Origin of the sequence: Burkholderia aenigmatica (genome assembly GCF_902499175.1) — a bacterium.
GTDB classification, from domain to species: domain Bacteria; phylum Pseudomonadota; class Gammaproteobacteria; order Burkholderiales; family Burkholderiaceae; genus Burkholderia; species Burkholderia aenigmatica.
The window spans coordinates 41,911-62,488 of the sequence record NZ_CABVQC010000057.1 but is presented as its reverse complement, the minus strand read 5'-3'; the positions used below and the strand labels follow the sequence as shown (position 1 = coordinate 62,488).

Annotated in this window: 18 protein-coding genes, 1 tRNA gene and 2 pseudogenes; 5 read left to right on the top strand and 16 right to left on the bottom strand. The window is 63.8% G+C overall.

Translation table 11 applies throughout. From position 1 onward, the window contains the following. Window positions 1-281: 281 nt before the first annotated feature. Window positions 282-782 (bottom strand): hypothetical protein, encoded by a 501-nt coding sequence (locus BDO18943_RS31415; protein WP_175025335.1) that lies wholly within the window; start codon window positions 780-782, stop codon window positions 282-284. Window positions 783-944: 162 nt separating this feature from the next. On the opposite strand from BDO18943_RS31415, the gene BDO18943_RS31410 reads away from it, so the two are divergent. Beyond that, on the top strand, window positions 945-1,625 hold the full coding sequence (locus tag BDO18943_RS31410; RefSeq protein WP_210771957.1) for a DJ-1/PfpI family protein: 681 nt from the start codon (window positions 945-947) through the stop codon (window positions 1,623-1,625). A 361-nt stretch (window positions 1,626-1,986) separates the two neighbouring features. Here the strand turns inward: BDO18943_RS31410 and BDO18943_RS31405 are convergent. Next, window positions 1,987-2,202, bottom strand: a pseudogene (locus BDO18943_RS31405) (transposase); the annotation flags it as partial. Window positions 2,203-2,684: 482 nt separating this feature from the next. Between BDO18943_RS31405 and BDO18943_RS31400 the strand changes: the two are divergent. The 3 genes from BDO18943_RS31400 (at window position 2,685) to BDO18943_RS31390 (ending at window position 4,817) form a co-directional block, all read left to right on the top strand. Beyond that, a complete protein-coding gene (locus BDO18943_RS31400; protein ID WP_175025334.1) occupies window positions 2,685-3,332 on the top strand; it encodes a glutathione S-transferase family protein in 648 nt (215 codons plus the stop codon). Between the two features lie 244 nt (window positions 3,333-3,576). Beyond that, on the top strand, window positions 3,577-4,206 hold the full coding sequence (locus BDO18943_RS31395; RefSeq protein ID WP_175025333.1) for a hypothetical protein: 630 nt from the start codon (window positions 3,577-3,579) through the stop codon (window positions 4,204-4,206). Window positions 4,207-4,211: 5 nt separating this feature from the next. Beyond that, window positions 4,212-4,817 carry an imm11 family protein gene (locus BDO18943_RS31390; protein ID WP_175025332.1) on the top strand — a complete coding sequence of 202 codons (606 nt, stop codon included), beginning with the start codon at window positions 4,212-4,214 and terminating at the stop codon, window positions 4,815-4,817. 219 nt (window positions 4,818-5,036) lie between these two features. Here the strand turns inward: BDO18943_RS31390 and BDO18943_RS31385 are convergent, their stop codons facing one another. Genes BDO18943_RS31385 through BDO18943_RS31360 form a run of 6 tightly spaced genes read right to left on the bottom strand, consistent with a single transcriptional unit; the run spans window position 5,037 to window position 10,197 of the window. Further along, window positions 5,037-5,819, bottom strand: coding sequence for a c-type cytochrome (locus BDO18943_RS31385; RefSeq protein ID WP_175025331.1), 783 nt, complete (start codon window positions 5,817-5,819; stop codon window positions 5,037-5,039). Continuing rightward, window positions 5,816-7,441, bottom strand: a complete 1,626-nt coding sequence (locus BDO18943_RS31380; RefSeq protein ID WP_175025330.1) for a b(o/a)3-type cytochrome-c oxidase subunit 1 — start codon at window positions 7,439-7,441, stop codon at window positions 5,816-5,818. The genes BDO18943_RS31385 and BDO18943_RS31380 overlap by 4 nt, the downstream gene beginning before the upstream one ends. After that, entirely contained in the window at window positions 7,428-7,985 is a 558-nt protein-coding gene (locus BDO18943_RS31375) for a cupredoxin domain-containing protein (protein ID WP_175025337.1), read from the bottom strand. The genes BDO18943_RS31380 and BDO18943_RS31375 overlap by 14 nt, the downstream gene beginning before the upstream one ends. A 25-nt stretch (window positions 7,986-8,010) precedes the next feature. Further along, the gene (locus tag BDO18943_RS31370) at window positions 8,011-8,193 is read right to left on the bottom strand and encodes a hypothetical protein (protein WP_175025329.1); all 183 of its coding nucleotides are present in this window, start codon (window positions 8,191-8,193) and stop codon (window positions 8,011-8,013) included. A gap of 7 nt (window positions 8,194-8,200) precedes the next feature. Beyond that, window positions 8,201-9,481, bottom strand: coding sequence for a c-type cytochrome (locus tag BDO18943_RS31365; RefSeq protein ID WP_175025328.1), 1,281 nt, complete (start codon window positions 9,479-9,481; stop codon window positions 8,201-8,203). Further along, window positions 9,481-10,197: a c-type cytochrome gene (locus BDO18943_RS31360; protein ID WP_175025327.1), complete on the bottom strand. Its 717-nt coding sequence runs from the start codon at window positions 10,195-10,197 to the stop codon at window positions 9,481-9,483. The genes BDO18943_RS31365 and BDO18943_RS31360 overlap by 1 nt, the downstream gene beginning before the upstream one ends. Before the next feature lie 280 nt (window positions 10,198-10,477). On the opposite strand from BDO18943_RS31360, the pseudogene BDO18943_RS31355 reads away from it, so the two are divergent. Then, a pseudogene (locus BDO18943_RS31355) lies at window positions 10,478-10,654 on the top strand (IS3 family transposase); the annotation flags it as partial. Here the strand turns inward: BDO18943_RS31355 and BDO18943_RS42790 are convergent. The 8 genes from BDO18943_RS42790 to fdnG all read right to left on the bottom strand — a co-directional run bounded on the left by BDO18943_RS42790 (window position 10,593) and on the right by fdnG (window position 20,502). After that, on the bottom strand, window positions 10,593-11,102 hold the full coding sequence (locus tag BDO18943_RS42790; RefSeq protein WP_235996236.1) for an Arm DNA-binding domain-containing protein: 510 nt from the start codon (window positions 11,100-11,102) through the stop codon (window positions 10,593-10,595). The pseudogene BDO18943_RS31355 and the gene BDO18943_RS42790 overlap by 62 nt on opposite strands. Before the next feature lie 170 nt (window positions 11,103-11,272). Beyond that, a tRNA-Sec gene (locus BDO18943_RS31345) sits at window positions 11,273-11,368 on the bottom strand. A 32-nt stretch (window positions 11,369-11,400) separates the two neighbouring features. Then, window positions 11,401-13,326, bottom strand: coding sequence for a selenocysteine-specific translation elongation factor (selB, locus tag BDO18943_RS31340; RefSeq protein WP_175025326.1), 1,926 nt, complete (start codon window positions 13,324-13,326; stop codon window positions 11,401-11,403). Then, window positions 13,323-14,762 (bottom strand): L-seryl-tRNA(Sec) selenium transferase, encoded by a 1,440-nt coding sequence (selA, locus tag BDO18943_RS31335; RefSeq protein WP_175025325.1) that lies wholly within the window; start codon window positions 14,760-14,762, stop codon window positions 13,323-13,325. The genes selB and selA overlap by 4 nt, the downstream gene beginning before the upstream one ends. A gap of 75 nt (window positions 14,763-14,837) precedes the next feature. Then, entirely contained in the window at window positions 14,838-15,773 is a 936-nt protein-coding gene (gene fdhE / locus BDO18943_RS31330) for a formate dehydrogenase accessory protein FdhE (protein ID WP_175025324.1), read from the bottom strand. A 109-nt stretch (window positions 15,774-15,882) separates the two neighbouring features. After that, on the bottom strand, window positions 15,883-16,509 hold the full coding sequence (locus BDO18943_RS31325; protein WP_039370262.1) for a formate dehydrogenase subunit gamma: 627 nt from the start codon (window positions 16,507-16,509) through the stop codon (window positions 15,883-15,885). After that, window positions 16,506-17,420, bottom strand: coding sequence for a formate dehydrogenase subunit beta (fdxH, locus tag BDO18943_RS31320; protein ID WP_043177545.1), 915 nt, complete (start codon window positions 17,418-17,420; stop codon window positions 16,506-16,508). The genes BDO18943_RS31325 and fdxH overlap by 4 nt, the downstream gene beginning before the upstream one ends. 10 nt (window positions 17,421-17,430) lie before the next feature. Beyond that, window positions 17,431-20,502, bottom strand: a complete 3,072-nt coding sequence (gene fdnG / locus BDO18943_RS31315) for a formate dehydrogenase-N subunit alpha (protein ID WP_175025323.1) — start codon at window positions 20,500-20,502, stop codon at window positions 17,431-17,433. Window positions 20,503-20,578 lie beyond the last annotated feature (76 nt).

Sequence of the window (20,578 nt, the reverse complement as noted above, 5' to 3'; positions counted from 1 at the left end):
GCGCGCGCGACATCTTGCAGAAGGTCATTCGCGCCAACAGTCGCTTAAGTTCCAAACAGAACGGAACACTGCACTAGTAAACCCGGCACAACGCGATGGCCGTGGCGAAGTCCACCGATCCGCTGACGAAAAGCCCCTCTCCGGCGGTAGACAAATGCGCGCTGGCCTGCAGCCGACACTCTTCGCGGGATGCGGCCGCCGGGCGAATGGCCCCGCGATCATGTCCGAAAGAATGTCAGTTGAAATTTGATATAGATGCCATTACGATTGCGCTTCACATATCAACTGATCTGCGAAACGCCGCGTGCGATTGTGTACGCGAATGTCGGCAGCGCTCGGATACTGCGCGATCTACCGATGTGGGGCCTCGATACGGCAAGGACCGCCGTTTTCGTCGCGCTTCCGGGGCACGGATCGGATTGCCTGCATTCGAGACCGCGGCCTCGCGGGGGGCGATGAATCGGTCTGTTAGTCATCCGATTCATGCCGATATGTCGCAGGAAGCCGAGCATAAGGTAGCGCGACGGAGCCCGCGTGCGCTCGCGAAGCTCAAGCCGATCCTTCCCGCGCTGAACGATGCGCAGGTCGTCGATACCTGAGCTGGCCTGATCGACGTTGCTGCCCAACAGCATTCCGGCGATCGAGGCACCGGGCACGCGCTCGGCGACCGAGGTCAGGGCTGCGGTCACCTTTTTGCGATGGGGCTGATCGTAATCTCGCTCGTCGTCCAGGATTATTTCGATGGTCAGATTTTCATGACACCGACGGCGGGTGGCTAGCACTTCTACAGTTTGATCGAGAGAAAGAAATGGGCACACACGGTGAGCAAGCTTGCCTAACCGGTGCCGTATGGCAACACTCCGTCGCTCTCGCGATGAAGCGTTGGCGGATACGTCGCAACAAGAATACGATCCGCTCCGGTCGGGGCTGGAAGAAGAAGTAGTATGCGCGTTGCCCGCGACAGCTTAACCGGAAACCTTGTTGATTCAAGGGGCCTTCCCGGGCGCGGCCCCCCCTTGTTTTTCATTCATGGAGAATTATTAGAAATGCCAAGAGTGAGCTTGATATTGGCTCCCGGTTTTGCGGACTGGGAATATGCTTTCATCGCAGGAACGGCGTCACCGTTCTATGGGATCGACGCTCGCTTTTTCGCCCCTGTTCCAGGGGCTTTCCGTTCACAAGGCGGATTGATGGTGACGGTCGACGGAAGTTTGCAGCAATGCGTGGAGTGGAAGCCGGACGTTGTTGTCATCATCGGCGGAATGATTTGGGAAAGCGCGGAAGCCCCTGATTTGCGGGAATTTCTCCTCGCCGTCCGGGCAAATGGCTCGACCGTTGCAGGTATCTGTGGAGGGACGCTGGCGCTTGCGCGAGCCGGGCTGCTCAACACTGTTCCCCATACCTCGAACAACGCCAACTTCTTAAGTCAAAACGGCGCTGGCTATGAGGGCGCCGCACTTTATCGACACAGCACGGCAGCCGTTGTTGCGGACGGCATAATAACTGCACCCGGCCCCGCGCCGGTCAGCTTCACCTGTGCTGTGTTTGAAAGCGCAGGGTTGCCACCTGAGATTGTCGCGCAGTTTCGATCCATGTTGGCAGCGGAGCACGGCGCTATCGCATAGATCGGCTGACATAGTTATGGCTGTCGGGGCCGGTTAGTCCACACTCGCCAGCCGGCGATGCAGACGGCTTGTTAGTAACAGACTCAGATCGATTGCTCCCATGTCACTCCTGGGCTGACTCCGGGGCTGCAGCTCAACGCGCCCGGCAGATGATCGAGAACTAGCCTGAGCATTCGAAAACGCGGCCGTCTGGCGCCGATCGGTTTCACAGCTGGGATTACAAGTAAGAGGTTTGGTTTTGTACGCTCGGCCCTGTGGTGGAGTGGGTCTCTCGAAGCGCGATGATGCGTTACCGCACCGGCGCGCGGTATCAAACGTTCTCGGGGGTGTCAGGATTTCCGTGTCCAAGGCGGGTTGAGATTCACACGGATGGTCGAACGAATCGATCCTCGTACAGGATGGCGAACTGGTTCATAGCCGCCTTCCGGTCATAAGCAGCACGTCCCAATCGGCAGAGATTACGCCGTGCCAGCCAGATGAGCTTGGTGGCGGCCTCATCGGTCGGGAAGTGTCCTCGGGTCTTGATGATCTTGCGCAACTGCGAGTTGATGTTCTCGATAGCGTTCGTAGTGTATATACACGCAGTTGACTATGGCCGCTCAATATCCGGACTTGCGTCCCATTAACGATGGTTGCACCGATCACGTCCGGTTACCCATACTTCCGGGGGTGTACCAGATAACTGCGCGACAATTCTCACGCTCGTACGAAGACGAAATTGAACCGGCGGTAGAGTTGCTCGTCGTGCCCGCGGTTTCGACCGAGAACCACGCTCAGACCAAAGAAGTGCCGTGGTTCCTCCTGTAAATCGAAGTCGATCAGTCTCCGAAGGATATTACCTTCAGAGACGCAACCCCGGTGATTGAAAGCTCACCGGCTCCTCAATCGTTGGCAGCCTGATCATGTCGACCAACCCGCATACACCAGTCTTGACGATTGCTCCTATCTCAGCAAATCCCCCTGGAACTTGAAAAATCCAATGGGCAGACTTGCCACGCACCTAGCATCCCACATTGGCAACAAAATATCGGCAGTTCAACTCGAGACCGGGATCAAACCATGTCCTACATTCTGTATTACACACCGGGCGCAGCAAGTATGGCAGTGCACTGGATGCTACTCGAACTCGGTGTACCCTTCGAAACAAGACTCGTGGACATTGATACTGGCGCTCAGCGCAACCCTGAGTACTTGCGCCTGAATTCCTCCGGTCGCGTGCCAACCCTCGTGATCGATGGCATACCACGAGGAGAATCAACCGCGTTACTGATGCTCCTTGCTGAACGACATCCTTCTTCCGGGTTCGCACCGCAACCGAACTCACCCGAGCGCTCCGAGTGGTTCGAGACGATGATCTATCTTGCGAACACGTTGTTGCCGGCGATGCGAAGCTGGTTCTATGCGGAGGTGGACGGTAAACCACAAAACGCGGCGGCAGTGAAAGAGTTTGCATGCGGCCAAATAGAAGGGGCCATGGAGCACCTAAACAGTTTGCTCGGAGATGGCCGCCAGTTTCTGATCAACAACCGCTTGAGTACCGCTGACTTCCTGGCACTCATGCTTATGCGCTGGACGCGCAATATGCCCCGTCCGGCGACTTCGTGGCCAAATCTCGCGGGCTACATACAGCGACTTCGTGGAAGGCAGACGTTCCTCGATTTAAATGCGAGAGAAGGATTAACTGAATGGTTGAACCCAACACCTTGAGTAAAAGGCAGTCGGGGCGACTCACCTACTCTACGCACTAACCGGCCGTTGAAATGCCTCGGTCGGCCCTGCACGACGTAGGTACCCGAGATCAATGACGAGCACGCCGATGCGCGGCGCGGCCGCTAACAACGAATCGCTGTTCAACGCGGTGCCGCCCTCTCTATTTCCGACGGAATTTTCGGCGGTTCCGGCCTGGAACCCCTTGCTCTGGTCTCTTCGCTATTGAACGGGCAATCAAGAAATGAAAGCAGACACCAAGGAGTTGCGCAGTAACTTTGAAAAGGCACTCCAGTTTTTTTTAAAGGGCGAGTTCGCGGGCCATCCCGGCGTGAAAGTCACCAAGAACAAAATCACGGTCAGCCACAAGGAATCGGGGGCCGTGGCGACCCTGCACTTCGAATACTTGGCCAATATCAGGGCCTACGAAACCATTATCTTCGTCGAGCATCCAACCCTACGGGCGGAGCTCGATCGCATAGGTCCGCCCTATCCGTCAAACCTGCCAAACGCAAAACTCGTCTACAGCATGTCGACCGTCACCGAAGACGATGCCTGCCCACTACTGCCCGTCACGGAGCAAGGCATCGAAACCACCTGCCAGGGGTTGCTTCGCAGGCTCCGGGAGATTGACTTGCCGATTGTCTCCAACCTCCTCAACCTCGGCCCCGGCCTGGTGAACGATGTGATCGCCAGGCCAAAGTACTACTCCTACCCAGTTCCACTTATCTTTGTCGCCTTGCGCAGCAATGGCATGAAGCCGGATGAGGACGTCCTGGCCAGAATCCTGAGCGAGCAGACCCTTGGTTATACCAACCACCGGGAACAGAAAGAATCGTTCAACATGCAGCTATTGGGGAGTGTCGGAAGCTGATGATCTTGAGCTGGAAGCCCCCAATTCGCCACAACGAGAAACTGATTGGCTCATATGACGCTGAGGCCGGCTCTTATGTGACTTCCGGCTCAGATTTCGACTACCTGGCCCTACTGGATGGGCGGCCGTATCCGCCGGCAATGGACGCGCCGTCGGTGTTCTTCCAGTGCAAGGTGAAGAAGCTGCTGGAGCACGATTGCCTGTGGCTGCTGGGAGGCATTCCCCTGGTGTCGGCGCGCTTGGCGGGCTTTCTCGGCGCCCAGGCGCCGGCAGACGTCGAGCTGATCCAGCCCCTGCGCCTGGTAGCCGACCATCAGGAAGTCAGCCAACGGTTTTATATCGTCAACGCCGTAAAGGCCGTTAACGCGATCGACCACACTCGCTCCGAAGCCGAACGAGACGACGAGGGAAATTTGCTCTACTTCAATAAGACCTGGTTTCTCGACAACGTCCTGGGCATGGATCTGATCGCCCGGGACGCGGAGTCCGGAGACCTATTGATCACAGCCACATTGGCCGACAGTTTGATCGACGCAGGCTTCAAGGGCGATAAGGGGTTAGGGCTCTACAGTGCCGGACAGCGTTTCGTGCCTTATCGTAGTAATGCCTGAAATCAGACCTCGACCAAGTGATAATGTCCAGGCTTTCTCCAGGAAACCCGGATGAACCTGCCGTTGAGCAGGTTCAGGTCACGCAGGTACGGGTCTGAACAGCACTTCGGCATCGATTGCCGCCGCATTCTTCCCAACGTGCTGCCCCATCGGCTATCGATCATGCCAACAACGGCATCACCGGCCGACGAGCGGAAATGCCGCTGTTCACCTCTCCTGTCACTGTCGGCCGGCGTAATACCGTGCAGCGGCAGCGATTTCATCAGGCGTCATCTGCCGCGCCACATTGCGCATCTGCTCGCTGATGTCGTTGTGCCGCGCACCCGACGCAAATGCCTGCAACTGCGTCTTGATGTAGGCCTCGGGCTCGCCTTCGAGCCATGGCCCGCCGACCTTGTTGTCCATCCCCCCGTGGCACGACGCGCATGGCGCGATGTTGCGCATCGGCGCGCCGCTCGCGACGATCTTCGGCGGATTCACCGCAGACTTCGTCACGGCGCGCGGCAAGTACGCGTAGTACGCCGCCAGATCGCGCATGTCCTGGTCGGACAGATTCGCTGCCATCGACTCCATCACCGCGTTCGTGCGTGCCCCCGCCTGGAAGTCCTTCAGTTGCTTGTAGACGACCGCCGCATACTGGCCCGCGAGGTTCGGCGAATCCGCGTCGCTCATGCCTCGCGCGCCATGACACATCGTGCAGCGCATCGCGAGCGTCGCGCCGCGGCCGATCGACAGGCTGTCCGTCTTCGACATCATCTGCGGCGTGACGACCACCGTGCTGGTCTTGATCGTCGACGGCTCCGGCTGCGAGGCCAGCCACGCCCGCGGCACGCCAGCCGCGCTGCAGATCGCATTCCAGATTCCCTGGAACTGCGCATCCTTCTGCACGGACGGCAGCCAGACGAAACCGATCAGCACCGACGCGGCCACCGTGAACAGCGTGATCCCGACGCTCACGGTAAACCAGCGGTTGCGAAGCGAAAACAGGCGTTCCGTGCTCATCGTTGCGTCCCCAGGTAGATGGCTGGTACCGACGGCTGCTTGAGCACCATCAACTGTGCGATCGGGTAGCCGTAGTTGACGACCGTGAGGCCGATCATCAGCGCGATCCACAGCCCGAAGCTGTTGAGCGCGATGGGCAGCTTCTTCGGCTCGTGCACGGCCGAGCTGAACGTGAACTCCGCGGGCTTGATCTTCGCGCCGCGATGGCCGCGTATCAGCACGACGAAGAAGAGCACCGCCGACGCGACCAGGATCAGCGCGCCGATCACCGACAGGATCACCCAGATCGCCTGCGGCGCAAGCGCGGGATCGCTGTAGTCGTAATAGGCCATCCGGCGCGGCATGCCTAGGATGCCGACGTAATGCCACGGGAACGTCGTGACGATCATCCCGACGAACCACAGCCAGAGCTGCGTCTTGACGAGACGCGCGCTGCCGAGCGCACGGCCCGTCAGATACGGCCACAGCTCGTACGCGATCGCGAAGTACATGATGACGACCGCGCCGCCGAAGATCAGGTGAAAGTGGCCCGTGATCCACTGCGTGTTGTGAATCGTCGAATCGAGTTGGTAGCTCATGTTGATGAGCCCGCCCGCACCGCCGAAGCCGAGCATCACGAACGAGAACGCGACGGCAAGCATCATCGGCTCATGCCACGGCAGCGCGCGCAGCCAACCGAACGCCCCCTTGCCGCCGCGCAGCCGCGCGGCGATCTCGACCGACGCGCACACGGTGAACACGGTGAGGAGCGTCGGCACCGCGACGATCGCCGTGAACACCGACTGCAGGAACTTGAAGCCGGAGCCCACCTGAGGATCGGCGAACAGGTGGTGAATGCCGATCGGCATCGCGCCGACGAGGAACAGGATGAACGAGATGCGCGCCATGCCGTCGCTGTACAGCTTGCCGCCGATAGCGCGCGGCACGAGCGTGTAATACGCGATATACGCCGGAATCAGCCAGAAGTACACGATCGCATGCAGCGTCCACGAGAAGAACACGCGGGCGAGACCGGCGTCGATCGTCGTCTTGAGCCCCACCGCGACCGGCAGGATCTGGAACAGGATCTCGATTGCGGCGCCGATCGAGGTCCAGCCCCACAGATACGCGCCCGCGACGTTCGCGAACATCGCAAGCGGGATCGGCACGCCGGGATTCGCCTTCTTCCATACGTACAGGTTCACCGACGTCAGCGCGACCCAGATCCACGAACCGACGACGACGAGGACGACGCCGAGGTAGTAGAACGGGCTGCCGATCATCGGCGGATAGAACGTGTAGAGGACGGACGACAGGCCGAGCGACACGGGCACCATCGCGACGACCGAGCCGACCGCGATCAGCCCCAGGCCGGCCCACGCCCATTTGCGGCCGACCAGCGGCATCTTGAGCGCGAGCTCGTTGATCGCATAGCCGAAGCCCATCGCGATCAGCGTCGGGAATACGTAGCCCATCACGGAGCCGTGCGCCGTCACCGAGCGATAGTAGAGCTCGGGATTGCCGAGCCATGGATGCAGCGGACTGCGCGCAAGCATCTGCCATGCGCCGAGCAGCAGCGCGACGCCGAAGACCGCGAACGCGAGCCAGAAATGCGCGAGTACCAGTCGATTATTCTTTAACACAGCTCAGTCTCCGCGCGCCGGACGCCAGTTTGTCGAATTCCGCACGATCAATCACCTTGACGTGCGCCCACATCCCCTCGTGGCCGGTTCCGCAATATTCGTGGCACGGCATCAGGTGGTCCTTCGGCTTGTTGAAGGTCGTCCGGAACGTTGCGACGTAGCCCGGCTCGAGCATCGAATTGATGTTGGTGTCGGTGATGAGGAAGCCGTGCACGACGTCCGCACTCGTCGCGCGGAACGTCACCGGCGTGTTCGCCGGCACCAGAATGCACTGCGGCGTGAACGAGTACTGCTGGCCGATCACGCGCACCGTGACAGAGCCGTCCGGCTCGCGCGCGGTACCGAGGTTGCTCTCGATGAATTCGCCCGAGACGTGCAGCGTCGTCGGGTCGACCGTCTCGACGCGAGACGGCGGCATCATGGCCCAATGCAGGCCGGTGTATACCATCATGGCGACGAGGAGGACCATCAGGCCGACGGCCAGGATCGCCCATCTGCGCTCGATCCGGGCCGCGAGCTGCGCGCCGTCGAGACGGTCTGGCAAAGGTTGTTTGGACATGGGAACCCGGTTACTGGATCAGGCCGCGGGGCAGGAAAACGAAAAAGTAGAAGGCAAACCACAGTGCGATCACGATCGCGGTTGCGGTGCCTGCGAGCGCGAGCGCGCCGTGCGGACCCGCGCGGACGATCTCGTCAACCGCGTCGTCGTGCGGTTCGGGACCGTTGCCGGGCCGTTGAAATGTGTCGCTCATGATGTCCTCAATAGAGCGGAGCCGAACGCAGCGCATTGGCTTCCTTCGCGGAAACCGGCGTGCCGCGGTTGCCCCAGGCGGTCCGGATGAAGGTCGTCACGGCCGCCACCTCGTCGTCCGACAGCGACTGGGCGAAAGGCGGCATGCCGTAGGGTTCGGGGTTCTTCGTGGTGCCGGGCGCGTATCCGCCATTCAGCACCATGCGGATCGGGTTCACCGCGGACGTCATCTGGATCGACTGGTTGCCCGCGAGCGGCGGGAACGCCGGCGGCTTGCCGAGGCCGGTCTTGCCATGACAACTTGCGCACTGGGCGCCGTAGATCTTCGCGCCGAGCTTGTTGAGTCGCGCCTGCTCCGACGCGGGCACCTTCGTCGGCCGCGCGGACGCGGCTTCGCTCCCGCGTTGCGGCAGCGACTTCAGGTAGACGGCCATCGCACGCACGTCATCGTCGGACAGGTGCTGCAAGCTGTTGTAGACGACTTCCGCCATCGGGCCATACACCGTGCCGCGATGCGACGCGCCCGCTTGTAGCAGGTCGGTGATTTCGGCGATGTTCCACTCGCCGAGCCCCGCTTCCTTGTTCGACGTGAGCGACGGCGCATACCACGCCTGCATCGGTATCAGCCCGCCTTCGAACGCGTTCGCTTCCGAGCTGCCGCCCAGCGCATTGATCGCGGTGTGGCACATCGAGCAATGGCCGAGCCCTTGCACGAGATACGCGCCGCGGTTCCATTCGGTCGACTTCGTGGTATCCGGCTGATACTCGCCTTCCTTGAAGTACAGCGTGCGCCAGCCGATCAGGAGTTGCCGGTTGTTATACGGAAAGCGCAGGTCGTGCGGCCGGTTTGCCAGCTTCACAGGCGGCACCGAGCGCAGGTACGCGAAGATCGCATCGGAATCCGCGCGCGTCACCTTGGTGTACGCGGCGAACGGCATGGCCGGATACAGCAGCGAGCCGTCGCGCGACCGGCCGGTGTGCATCATCGAGAAGAACTCGTCGGCCGTCCATTTGCCGATGCCGGTTCCGTCGTCGGGCGTGATGTTCGGCGAGTACAGCGTGCCGAATGGCGTCGGCATCTCGCGGCCGCCCGCGAAGAGCTTCTCGCCCGGCACCGTATGGCACGCGATGCAGTCGCCCGCACGCGCAAGGTACTCGCCCCGCCGGACGGTCGCGGCGTCGTTCGACGGCTGCGCGAATGCCGAGCCCGCGACGGCGCACAGGACGCCGGCGAATGCGAGCGCGCGGCGCAGTTTCACGATCAATTGCTTGTGCACGGAGGTCTCCATTAGCGGGGCTCGCCACCGCATGCGAGCGGCATGACGAGCGAGCCCACGGGCGCGGGCGACGGACTGGCAGGCGCGGGCCGCGACGCGAGCCACGCGGAGACCGCGGTCACGTCGGTGTCGGTGAGCCGGGATGCGACCTCCTGCATGCAGTCGGGCGCGATCGATGTGCGCGTTCCGTAGCGCCACGCGCCGAGCTGCGCGCTCAGATAGCTCGCGTGCAGGCCGAGCAGGCCGGGAACGGCAGGCTCCATCCCCGTGAGCGCCGCGCCATGGCACGACACGCATGCGGGAATCTTGCGCGCCGGGTCGCCCGACTTCACCAGTTGCTGCCCTCGCTCCAGCATCGCGGGCGCGACGGCGGGCGCTGCGATCGCAGGGAATGGCGGGCGCAGGCTCGCGAAGTGGTCGGCTATCCGATGCAGGTACGCGTCGGGCAGGTACGCAAGCAGGTAGTTCATCGGCGGGTACTTGCGCCGGCCATCGCGAAACGCGACGAGCTGGTTGTACAAGTAACCGGCCGGCTTGCCCGACAGGCGCGGGAAGTAGTCGTCCGACGTCCCCTGCCCTTGGCGGCCATGACACGCGGCACAGGCCAGCACGCGTGCCTCCATCGAATCGGGCGCGCGCTCCGTCTGCGGTTCCCGAGAGAACGCCGGCTGGCTCAGCAAACCGCACAGCACGGCGAGTATTGCGGTGGATCTCAAAGTCACTGTCATCTTCTCGGACAAGGCATCCCGTTCCCGCTATCACGCGAGCCGCCCCCGCGAATCTTTGGCGCAAGCAAGTACATCGCCGGCACCATTGCCTTCGTTGGCCTCAAGGGAACCTGTTATTCAAATTTTGATCGACGTGAGATTCTCATGAGCGCCACCGGCTCGCCTTGACTCACGTCAAATGCGGACCGACCAGCTTTTCGTAGGCATCTTCGAGCCATATGACCGGCTCCCCGCGTTTAGTACGGTGACGATGTAGAGTCCGTTCCAGAGCGGAACGGCAATGAAAAAGCGATTCACCGAAGAACAAATCATCGGCATCGTGATGGAAGCTGAGGCTGGCTTGAAGCCGGCGGAGCTGCGCCGGCTGAAGCAGCTTGGTGAAGAGAACGCGAAGCTCAAGCGACTCGTTGCTGATCTGTCGCTGGACAAGGCCATGTTGCAGGATGTGCTTTCAAAAAATGTATGGTCCGCCCCGGCTTTGCAAGGCGAGCGTTGTCGAGCCGACGCATGTCAGTTTGCGTAAATGTATCCGGCCTCTCGCGAGTCGGACCTATCCGTGATTTCGTGGGCAGGTCAGCCTCACGGAACGTCACATTGGCGTCGATCGAGATATCAAGCTGTCGCCGACGCTGCTCTTCGCGTCGGGCGAGAATGGGATCGACCTGGTTACCGGCCATGTCGCGATATCCGATAGCCAGTTTCCGGGCTTCCCCAAGCGAAACGCGCGACAGCGGTCCAAGGCCCATTTCGCGCACGCGCCCATCGAGCGTGAAGCGAAACACCCATGAGCGTGCGCCGCTGTCGGCGATCCGAAGGTAGAGGCCACCGCCGTCTGCGTAATGGCCTGGATCGGCCGCCTTCGCGACGCGCGGTGCGCTGAGCCGATGCAAGTGTCGTCCCGCCATGTCGTCCTCCTTTCCTACCCACAAAACCCAGCTCGCTACCCATGTTTCATGGGGAGATTGTGCGGAGCCGTGGCGGAAGTCGCAAGCACGCCGCTACCCACAAATCGCTTTGAAATCAGCGATCTAGGGCGCGTTTACGGGAGCCGCCGGAATGCGCGGGAAGCCTTGACTGGCGGAAGGCAGCCGGAGTCGAACCGACCCGGGAGTGTCTGACACCCCCAACCGGGTTTGAAGCCCGGCCGTACCACCGGATACGAATGCCTTCCGTGGGGAAAAGAACCAAAGAAACGACGAGCGCCTACGCCTGATTACCCGCCCAACCGCTGTCAGGCCGCAGGAAGTGAAGATCGCGGTGGAAGCGAGTATACCCAACCCGATCGAAGAACTCGAGAATCTGGATCGCGCGCTTGCGGCCGAGCCCCGTCGCGTCACGGAACGTCGCGGCATCGAGCCCGCCGCCGCGCGACGGCGCGAGATGCGCGACCAGTTGCGCAAGCTCCCGCACGACGTCCGCGTGATAGAACAGGTCGCGCACGACCTGGTGCACGTCACCGCGCCGCGCGAGCTTGCGCAGCAAGGTCCGCACCGCATCCTCGGCCTCGCCCGTGTCGCGGGCCAGGTCGCGCACCCACGGCGGATCGAAGCGCCCCACATCCAGCCGCGGCAGCAGTTGCTGCGCCAGCGCTTCCTCGCGCGGTTCGAGGCTCACCGAATGCGATGGCAGGTGCAGCCACGGCCCGCTTCGCGCGACTTCGCCACCGGTCACCAGTGCATCAACGAGCGCGCGCCACAGCGTATCGCCGGCGAGCGGCGCGGCCATCCGCCGCAGCCGTGCGGCGTCGAGCCCCTGCTCGTCGGGCATGCGCTCGTGATACGCGCGCAGCGTATCGATCGCCCGGGTCTGCAATGCGCGCCAGTGCGCATGCGCAATCACCGCACCGTCGTTCGACGCGGCGTCGCGCTGCCCGATCGCCAGCGCGTCGTCCGGCAACGCCAGTGCGTTCGGCGCAAAACCCGTCAGATGCGTGAGCATCGCGCGCGGGATGCCGAGCGGCGCCTGCGCGAGCAGCGCATCGAGGCGCCCTTCGTCGAGCCATTCGGCCAGCGCGTCGAGCCACGCGCGGCGCTGGGGAGTACGACGCTTGCGCGCCGGCCCGAACGGGTCGAGCACGCGGCCGCCGCCGACCGTGCGCGTCGCCTGCGGATTGCGGACGATGAACCGGTCGCCCGGCAGCGCAAACACCGGCTCGTCGAATACCAGTTGCACGCGCATCCGCTGGCCGGCCGCGAGCGTGTCGCCGTCGAGCAGCGCGACATGCGCGACGCGGTGCAGCGTGCCGAGATGCACGTGCAGCGGCGCCCAGTGCGTCAGCGTGAGCCCCGCATCCGCGAGCAGCGTCAGTTCGACGTCGAGACGCGGTGACGTCGCGACGAGCCGCGCATCGGCGACGGTGTCGCCACGCTCGACATCGGCCTTGTCGACGCCAGCGAGATTCAGTGCGCAACGCTCGCCCGCGCGGCCGGCCTCGACGGGCCGGTTCTGCGCATGGATGCTGCGCACGCGCGCCGCGCCGCCGCTACGCACGATCGCGAGCGTATCGCCGGTCGCGACGCGGCCCGCGAACGCAGTGCCCGTCACGACGGTGCCCTGCCCCGCGAGCGTAAACACGCGATCAACTGCCAGCCGGAACAGCCCGTCGTCGCGGCGGGCACGCCACACGATCGCCGCGTCCGCCAGGTAACGCTTCAACGCGGCGACGCCCGGATCGTCCGCGGCCGTCGCGCGCGTCTCGAAGATCGGCACGCCGGCGAGCGTCGTATCGTTCAGCCACGTGGCGATTTCGTCGCGCACCTCGGCCACGCGCGCGGCGTCGACGCGATCGCACTTCGTCAGCGCAACGGCGCCATGCGTGACGCCGAGCAGCTGCAGGATCGCGAGATGCTCGCGCGTCTGCGGCATCACGCCGTCATCGGCGGCAATCACCAGCAGCGCGAAGTCGATCCCGCACGCGCCGGCCGCCATCGTATGAATCAGCTTCTCGTGGCCCGGCACGTCGATCAGGCCGAGCACGTCGCCGTTGTCGAGCGGCGTATACGCGTAACCGAGTTCGATCGAGATGCCGCGCGCCTTCTCTTCCTTCAGGCGATCGGTATCGACGCCCGTCAGCGCGCGCGCCAGCGTCGTCTTGCCGTGGTCGATGTGTCCGGCGGTACCGACGATCATGCAGCGGCCCCCGCCAGCGGCACGCATTGCGCGACGAACGCCGCCTCGTCGGCGGCTTCGAGGCAACGCAGGTCGAGCCGCAGCGCGTTGTCGGCCACGCGGCCGATCACCGGGCGCGGCCATTCGCGCAGCCGTTTCTCGAGTTGCGCCAGCGCGCGGCCGCCGCGTTTGCCGTCCGCCGTGCGTACGACGAGGCCGGCGCTCGGTAGCTGGTCGACCGGCAGCGCGCCGCTGCCGATCTGGCTGAACATCAGCTCGACCGTCACGTCGAAACCGCTGCCGAGCGCGGCCTGCAGCGCCGGACGCACGCGTTCGGCGGCCTCGGCGATCTCGCGCTGCGGGCGCGTCAGCAGGCGCAGCGTCGTGAGCCGGTCGCGCAGGAACTCGGGTGACTGGTAGAGGCGCAGCACGGGCTCGAGCGCCGCGAGCGTCAGCTTGCCGACGCGCAGCGCGCGCTTGAGCGGATGTTTCTTGATCTTCGCGATCAGTGCGCGATCGCCGACGATCAGGCCGGCCTGCGGCCCGCCGAGCAGCTTGTCGCCGCTGAACGTGACAACGTTTGCGCCGGCGGCGACGGTTTCCTGCACGGTCGTCTCGTGCGGCAGGCCCCATTGCGACAGATCGGCGAGCATGCCGCTGCCGAGGTCGACGGCAACCGGCAGCCCATGCTCGCGCGCAAGCGGCGCGAGTTCGGCGAGCGTCGTTTCCTTCGTGAAGCCGCTGATCGCGTAATTGCTGCAGTGCACCTTCATCAGCATCGCGGTGCGCGGGCCGATCGCGTCCGCATAGTCGTGCAGATGGGTGCGGTTGGTCGTGCCGACTTCGCGCAGCTTTGCGCCGGCGCGGCTCATGATGTCGGGAATGCGGAATGCGCCGCCGATCTCGACCAGCTCGCCGCGCGACACGACGACTTCCTGCTTCGTCGCCAGCGCCGACAGCGTCAGCAGCACGGCCGCCGCGTTATTGTTGACGACGGTCGCCGCCTCGGCGCCCGTCAGTTCGCACAGCAGATCGTCGATCAGGCTGTCGCGATCGCCGCGGCGGCCCGTGGCGAGGTCGAATTCGAGGTTGACGGGGCACGTGAGCGCGTCGACCACCGCGCGCACCGCGTCGTCGGGCAACAGCGCGCGCCCGAGGTTCGTGTGCAGCACGGTGCCGGTCAGGTTGAACACGACGCGCACCGCACCGGCGCTCTGCGCGGCCAGCGTGCGCGCGACGGCCGCGGCGATGCGCGGCTCGTCGAGCGGCTCGGCCGCCGCCGGATCATGCTGCGCGGCGGTACGCCAGCGTTCGAGCTCGGCGCGCACCGCGTTCAGCACGCGCGTGCGGCCGTAGTCGGCGAGCAGCGGTTGCAGCGGCACCGACGACAGCACCCGCTCGACCGACGGTACGCGTGCCAGCACGGCATTCAGTTCATTCAAACCCGGTTCGGTCACGTCGTGGTGGCTCCAGTCTCATGCTTCGCAGTCGGCCGAAGCCGGCGCTCACGCACCGCCTCCGGCCCCGTGTCGTCACTCTGCTTCCCGCGAAACATCCGGCCACAGCAGCGGGTTCGGCGAACTGCGCTGGTAGCCGGCTTCGTTCATCAGCAGGTCGAGCGTGAGACTCGCGAGATCGTCCGCCAGCGGTTCGAACTCGTAGTCCTTCTCCTGATAGCCGATCTTGCGATAAGTCTTGCACTCGTCGCACGATTCGGCCTTGACGGCTTCGCTGCCGCCTTCGATCCCGTGATACGCGATGCCCTTCGTCGAATCGCAGTGCGAGCACTTCGTGCGCACCATGTGCCACTCGGTCGTGCACAGCCCGCATTGCAGGAAACGGTAGCCCTGGTACTGGCCGCCCACCCGCACGACGCTCGCGACCGGATGCGTGCCGCACACGGGGCACAGCCCCGGCTGGTCGAGATACGGGACGTCGGCCGGCGCAACACGGCTGGCGAGATCGGTCCAAACGACCTGCAGCGCGGCCATCAGGAACGGCGCGGTGGCCGGGTCGACTTCCGCGAAGCGCAGCGCGAGGATCGCGTCGGCCTGCGCGTCGAGTTCGGCGGGCGCCATCAGGCGCAGCCGGTCGAGCAGCTTCGCGAGCGACGGGTTGACGAGCCCGGCGCCGTCGACACGGTCGAGCAGTTCGTACAGCACGGCACGCCAGCGCGGATCGCGCTCGCCGTCGAGCGCCGGCACGAGCGGCATCGAATGCTGCTGCGCCCGCGCGATCGCTTCCTTCGACGGCAGCGGCAGTTCGAGCGTTTGCAGCGTCGCGTGCTGCGCATCGGCGACGGTGGCCATCAGCCGCAGGTAGCCGCTGATCGGGTTCAGGTCGGCCAGCTTGCGCAGCCGCGCGGCGCGCGCCGAGAACGCGGTGGCGCGCTCCGGCAGGCGAAAGCGCGGGATGGCCGAATGATCGAGGGCCGAGATCTCGGTCGGTTCGAGGATGCGTTGTGTCACAAAAATGTCTTCCAAAAAAACAAGCGCCGACGCATCGGCGCTTTCGGGCGGTTCCGGCGAAGGATCGGAGCAGCCCGCCGTGATCGGCGAGCCGCCCCGCTCCGGTGCGTTACTTCACGCTTTCACGGAACCACTTCGGGTGATGCTTGCGAGCCCAGCCCAGCGTGACGGTGCCGCGCACCATCGCGCCGATCGAGCCCTTCACCCACAACGCCGCGTAAATGTGCACGATGATGCTCGCGATCAGCACGAAGGCCGCCACGGCATGCACGACAGCGGCCGCGCGGATCACCCCGATCGGGAAGTAGAACGAGAAGTAGCGCCGCCAGATCACGACTCCCGACAGCAGGAGCAGCAGCAGGCACGCCACCAACGTAAAGAATAGCAGCTTCTGCCCGGCGTTATAGCGCCCGACAGGCGGCAGCTTGTCTTCCTGGTTGGTCAGCACGTCGCCGATCTGCTTGAGCCACTGCCGGTCGTCCGCGTCGAGCGCGTTGTGATGCCAGAAACGCACCACCAGGATCGCGAACGACACGAACATCACGAGGCCGACGAACGGATGCAGGATCCGCGTCCACTGGCCGCCGCCGAACAGCGCGGTCAGCCAGAACATCGACGGATGAAACAGCGCGAGCCCGGACAGCGCGAGCAGCACGAACGTGATCGCGGTGATCCAGTGGTTCGTGCGCTCGTTCGCCGAGTAGCGGACGATCAGGTTGGGGTCGTCGTGTTTCATTTCGCGTCCTCCTTGATGCGTCGCGCCTCGTCGCGCGCGGCCGATTCCTCTTCGTCGCTCACCTCGTTCGGGCCGACCCGGACGTAGTGGAAGAACCCGGCGAGCGCCGTCAGCGCGATACCGGCGACCGCGAGCGGCTTCGCGATGCCCTTCCACAGCTTCACCATCGGGCTGATCGACGGGTTGTCGGGCAGCCCGTGGTACAGCGACGGCTTGTCCGCGTGGTGCAGCACGTACATCACGTGCGTGCCGCCGACGCCCTGCGGGTCGTACAGCCCCGCATGCTCGAAGCCGCGCTCCTTGAGGTCCTCGATCCGCTCGGCCGCGTGCTGCTTCATGTCCTCCTTGGTGCCGAACACGATCGCGCCCGTCGGGCAGGTCTTCACGCAGGCCGGTTCCTGGCCGACCGCGACGCGGTCGGAACAGAGCGTGCACTTGTACGCGCGATGATCCTTCTTCGAGATCCGCGGAACGTTGAACGGGCAACCGGTCACGCAATAGCCGCAACCGATGCAGTTCTCCTCGTGGAAATCGACGATCCCGTTGTTGTACTGCACGATCGCGCCCGGCGACGGACACGCCTTCAGGCAGCCCGGATCCTCGCAATGCATGCAGCCGTCCTTGCGGATCAGCCACTCGAGGTCGCCCGCCGGGTTCTCGTATTCGGAGAACCGCATGACCGTCCACGAATGCTCGGTCAGGTCGGCCGGGTTGTCGTACACGCCGACGTTGGTGCCGACCTCGTCACGCAGGTCGTTCCACTCCATGCATGCCGTCTGGCATGCCTTGCAGCCGATGCACTTCGATACGTCGATCAGCTTCGCGACGCTCCCGGTCACCGGTTCGCGCACCGTGGGCGGTGGCGTCGTGGTGGCCGAGACGCGTTTGATATCCAGCGATTGCAATGCCATCTCTTCCCCCTTACGCCTTTTCGACCTTCACCAGGAACGACTTGAATTCCGGTGTATAGGAGTTGCCGTCGCCCACGGACGGAGTCAGGGTATTGGCGAGATAGCCGGGCTTCGTCAGACCCTTGAAGCCCCAGTGCAACGGGACGCCGACCGTCTGGACCTTCTTGCCGTCGACCGTCAGCGGCTTGATCCGCTTCGTGACGAGGGCGACCGCGATGATGTAGCCGCGCTTGGACGACACCTTCACGCGCTCGCCATGCGCGACGCCGACTTCCTTCGCGAGGTCTTCGCCGATCTCGACGAATTGCTCGGGCTGGATGATCGAGTTCAGCCGCGCATGCTTGGTCCAGTAGTGGAAATGCTCGGTCAGCCGGTACGTCGTCGCCACGTGCGGGAACTCCGCCACCTTGCCGAACGACGCGCGGTCGTCCGGGAACACGCGGGCAGCCGGGTTGTTCAGCGCCTGCGGGTTGTTCGGGTGCAGCGGGTTCGCGTCGAGCGGCGTCTCGAACGGCTCGTAGTGCTCGGGGAACGGACCTTCGTTCATCCCTGCGCGGGCGAAGAAGCGCGCAACGCCCTCCGGGTTCATGATGAACGGCCCCATCCCGTTTTCAGGCGATTCGTCCACCTTGAAGTCGGGGATGTCGGCCCCCTTCCACGCGCTGCCGTTCCAGCCGATCAGCTTGCGGGTCGGGTCGAACGGCTTGCCGGCGACGTCGCACGACGCGCGGTTGTACAGGATGCGCCGGTTCGCCGGCCACGCCCACGCCCAGTTCAGCGTCTGGCCGATGCCGGTCGGGTCGGAGTTGTCGCGCCGCCCCATCTGGTTGCCGGCCTGCGTCCATGCACCGCAGAAGATCCAGCAGCCGCTCGCGGTCGTGCCGTCGTCCTTCAACTGCGCGAACGCGGCCAGCTGCTCGCCCTTCTTCACGAGCGTCTTGGCCGGATCCTTCGGATCGGGCAGATCGGCGAGCGCCTTCCCGTTGAACTCCATCGCGAGCTCTTCGGGTGTCGGGCTTTCCGGGTTCGCATACGGCCACGTCAGGTTGACGATCGGATCCGGATACTTGCCGCCGTCCTTCTGGTACATCTTGCGCATGCGCAGGAACAGCCCCGACATGATCTCGAGGTCGCTACGCGCCTCGCCCGGCGGCTCCGCGCCCTTCCAGTGCCATTGCAGCACGCGGCTCGAACTCACGAGCGAACCGTTTTCCTCCGCAAAGCACGTGGTGGGCAGACGGAACACCTCGGTCTGGATCTTCGACGCATCGACGTCGTTGTAGTCGCCGTGATGCTTCCAGAACTCGGAAGTTTCGGTCGCGAGCGGATCCATGATCACGAGCCACTTCAGCTTCGCGAGGCCGGCTGCCGTCTTCACCTTCGACGGCGACGCGGCAAGCGGGTTGAAGCCCTGGCAGATGTAGCCGTTCATCTTGCCGGCATTCATCAGCTCGATCACCTGCAGCAGGTCGTACTGCTTGTCCAGCTTCGGCAGGTAGTCGTAGCCCCAGTTGTTCTCGGCGGTCGCCGCGTCGCCCCACCAGGACTTCATGAAGCTCACGTGGAAGGCCTTGTAGTTCTTCCAGTAGCTCAACTGGTTCGGCCGCAGCGGCAGCTGCACGCGCTTCTTGATGTAGCCGTCGAAATCCTGCTCGGATTGCATCGGCAGCGTCATGTAGCCCGGCAGCAGGTTCGACATCAGCCCGAGGTCGGTCAACCCCTGGATGTTCGAGTGGCCGCGCAGCGCGTTCATCCCGCCGCCGGCGATGCCGATGTTGCCGAGCAGCAATTGCACCATCGCGCCGGTGCGGATGATCTGCGCGCCGATCGAGTGGTGCGTCCAGCCGAGCGCATACAGCACCGTGCCGGCGCGGCCGGGAACGGCGGTGGTCGCGAGCATCTCGCACACCTTCAGGAATTTCTCCTTCGGCGTGCCGCACGTCTGCTGAACCATGTCCGGCGTATAGCGCGCGTAGTGCTGCTTCAGCAGGTTGTACACGCAGCGCGGATGCTGCAGCGTCGGGTCGACCTTCACGAAGCCGTCGTCGCCGCGCTCGTAATCCCAGCTCGATTTGTCCGGGTACGCGTGCTTCTCCGCGTCGTAGCCGGAATAGATGCCGTCGTTGAACGCGAAATCCTCGCGCACGATGAACGAGAAGTCCGTGTAGTTCTTCACGTACTCATGCTGGATCTTGTCGTTCGTCAGCAGATAGTTGATGACGCCGCCCAGGAAGACGATGTCGGTGCCCGTGCGGATCGGCGCGTAGTAATCGGCCACCGAGGCCGTACGCGTAAAGCGCGGGTCGACGACGATCAGCCGCGCCTTGCGGTGCGCCTTCGCTTCCGTCACCCACTTGAAACCGCACGGATGGGCCTCGGCTGCATTGCCGCCCATCACGAGAATCACGTCCGCGTTCTTGATGTCGACCCAATGGTTCGTCATCGCTCCACGGCCAAACGTCGGGGCAAGACCTGCCACCGTCGGGCCATGTCAGACACGCGCCTGATTGTCGAATGCGAGCATCCCGAGACTGCGGACAGTCTTGTGCGTCAGGTAGCCGACCTCGTTGCTGCCCGCCGACGCGGCCAGCATGCCGGTGGTGAGCCAGCGGTTGACCTTCGCACCGTCTTCCGCCGTCTCGACGAAGTTCGCGTCGCGGTCGGCCTTCATCAGCTTCGCGATGCGGTCGAGCGCGTCATTCCACGAAATCGGTTCCCACTTGTCCGAGCCGGGCGCACGATACTCGGGGTGCGTCAGGCGGCTCGGGCTGTGGATGAAGTCGATCAGGCTCGCGCCCTTCGGGCACAGCGTGCCGCGATTGACGGGATGGTCGGGATCGCCTTCGATGTGGATGATGCTCGGCTGCGCATTCTTCGCGCCGTCTCCGAGGCTGTACATCAGGATGCCGCAACCCACTGAGCAGTAAGGACAGGTGTTGCGCGTTTCGACTGTGCGCGCCAGCTTGTACTGTCGGACTTCGGCGAGCGCTTCGGATGGAGAGAAGCCCATCAGGGCTAGACTCGATCCGGCAAGCGACGTAGCCGTCACCTTCAGGAACTGGCGCCGGGACATTTGTAGCATGGCTGGTCTCGGCTTATTGTGGGGGTGGGGAAACTGAAAGGAATTATAGACAGTTCGCGCAACTATGTTCGAATCC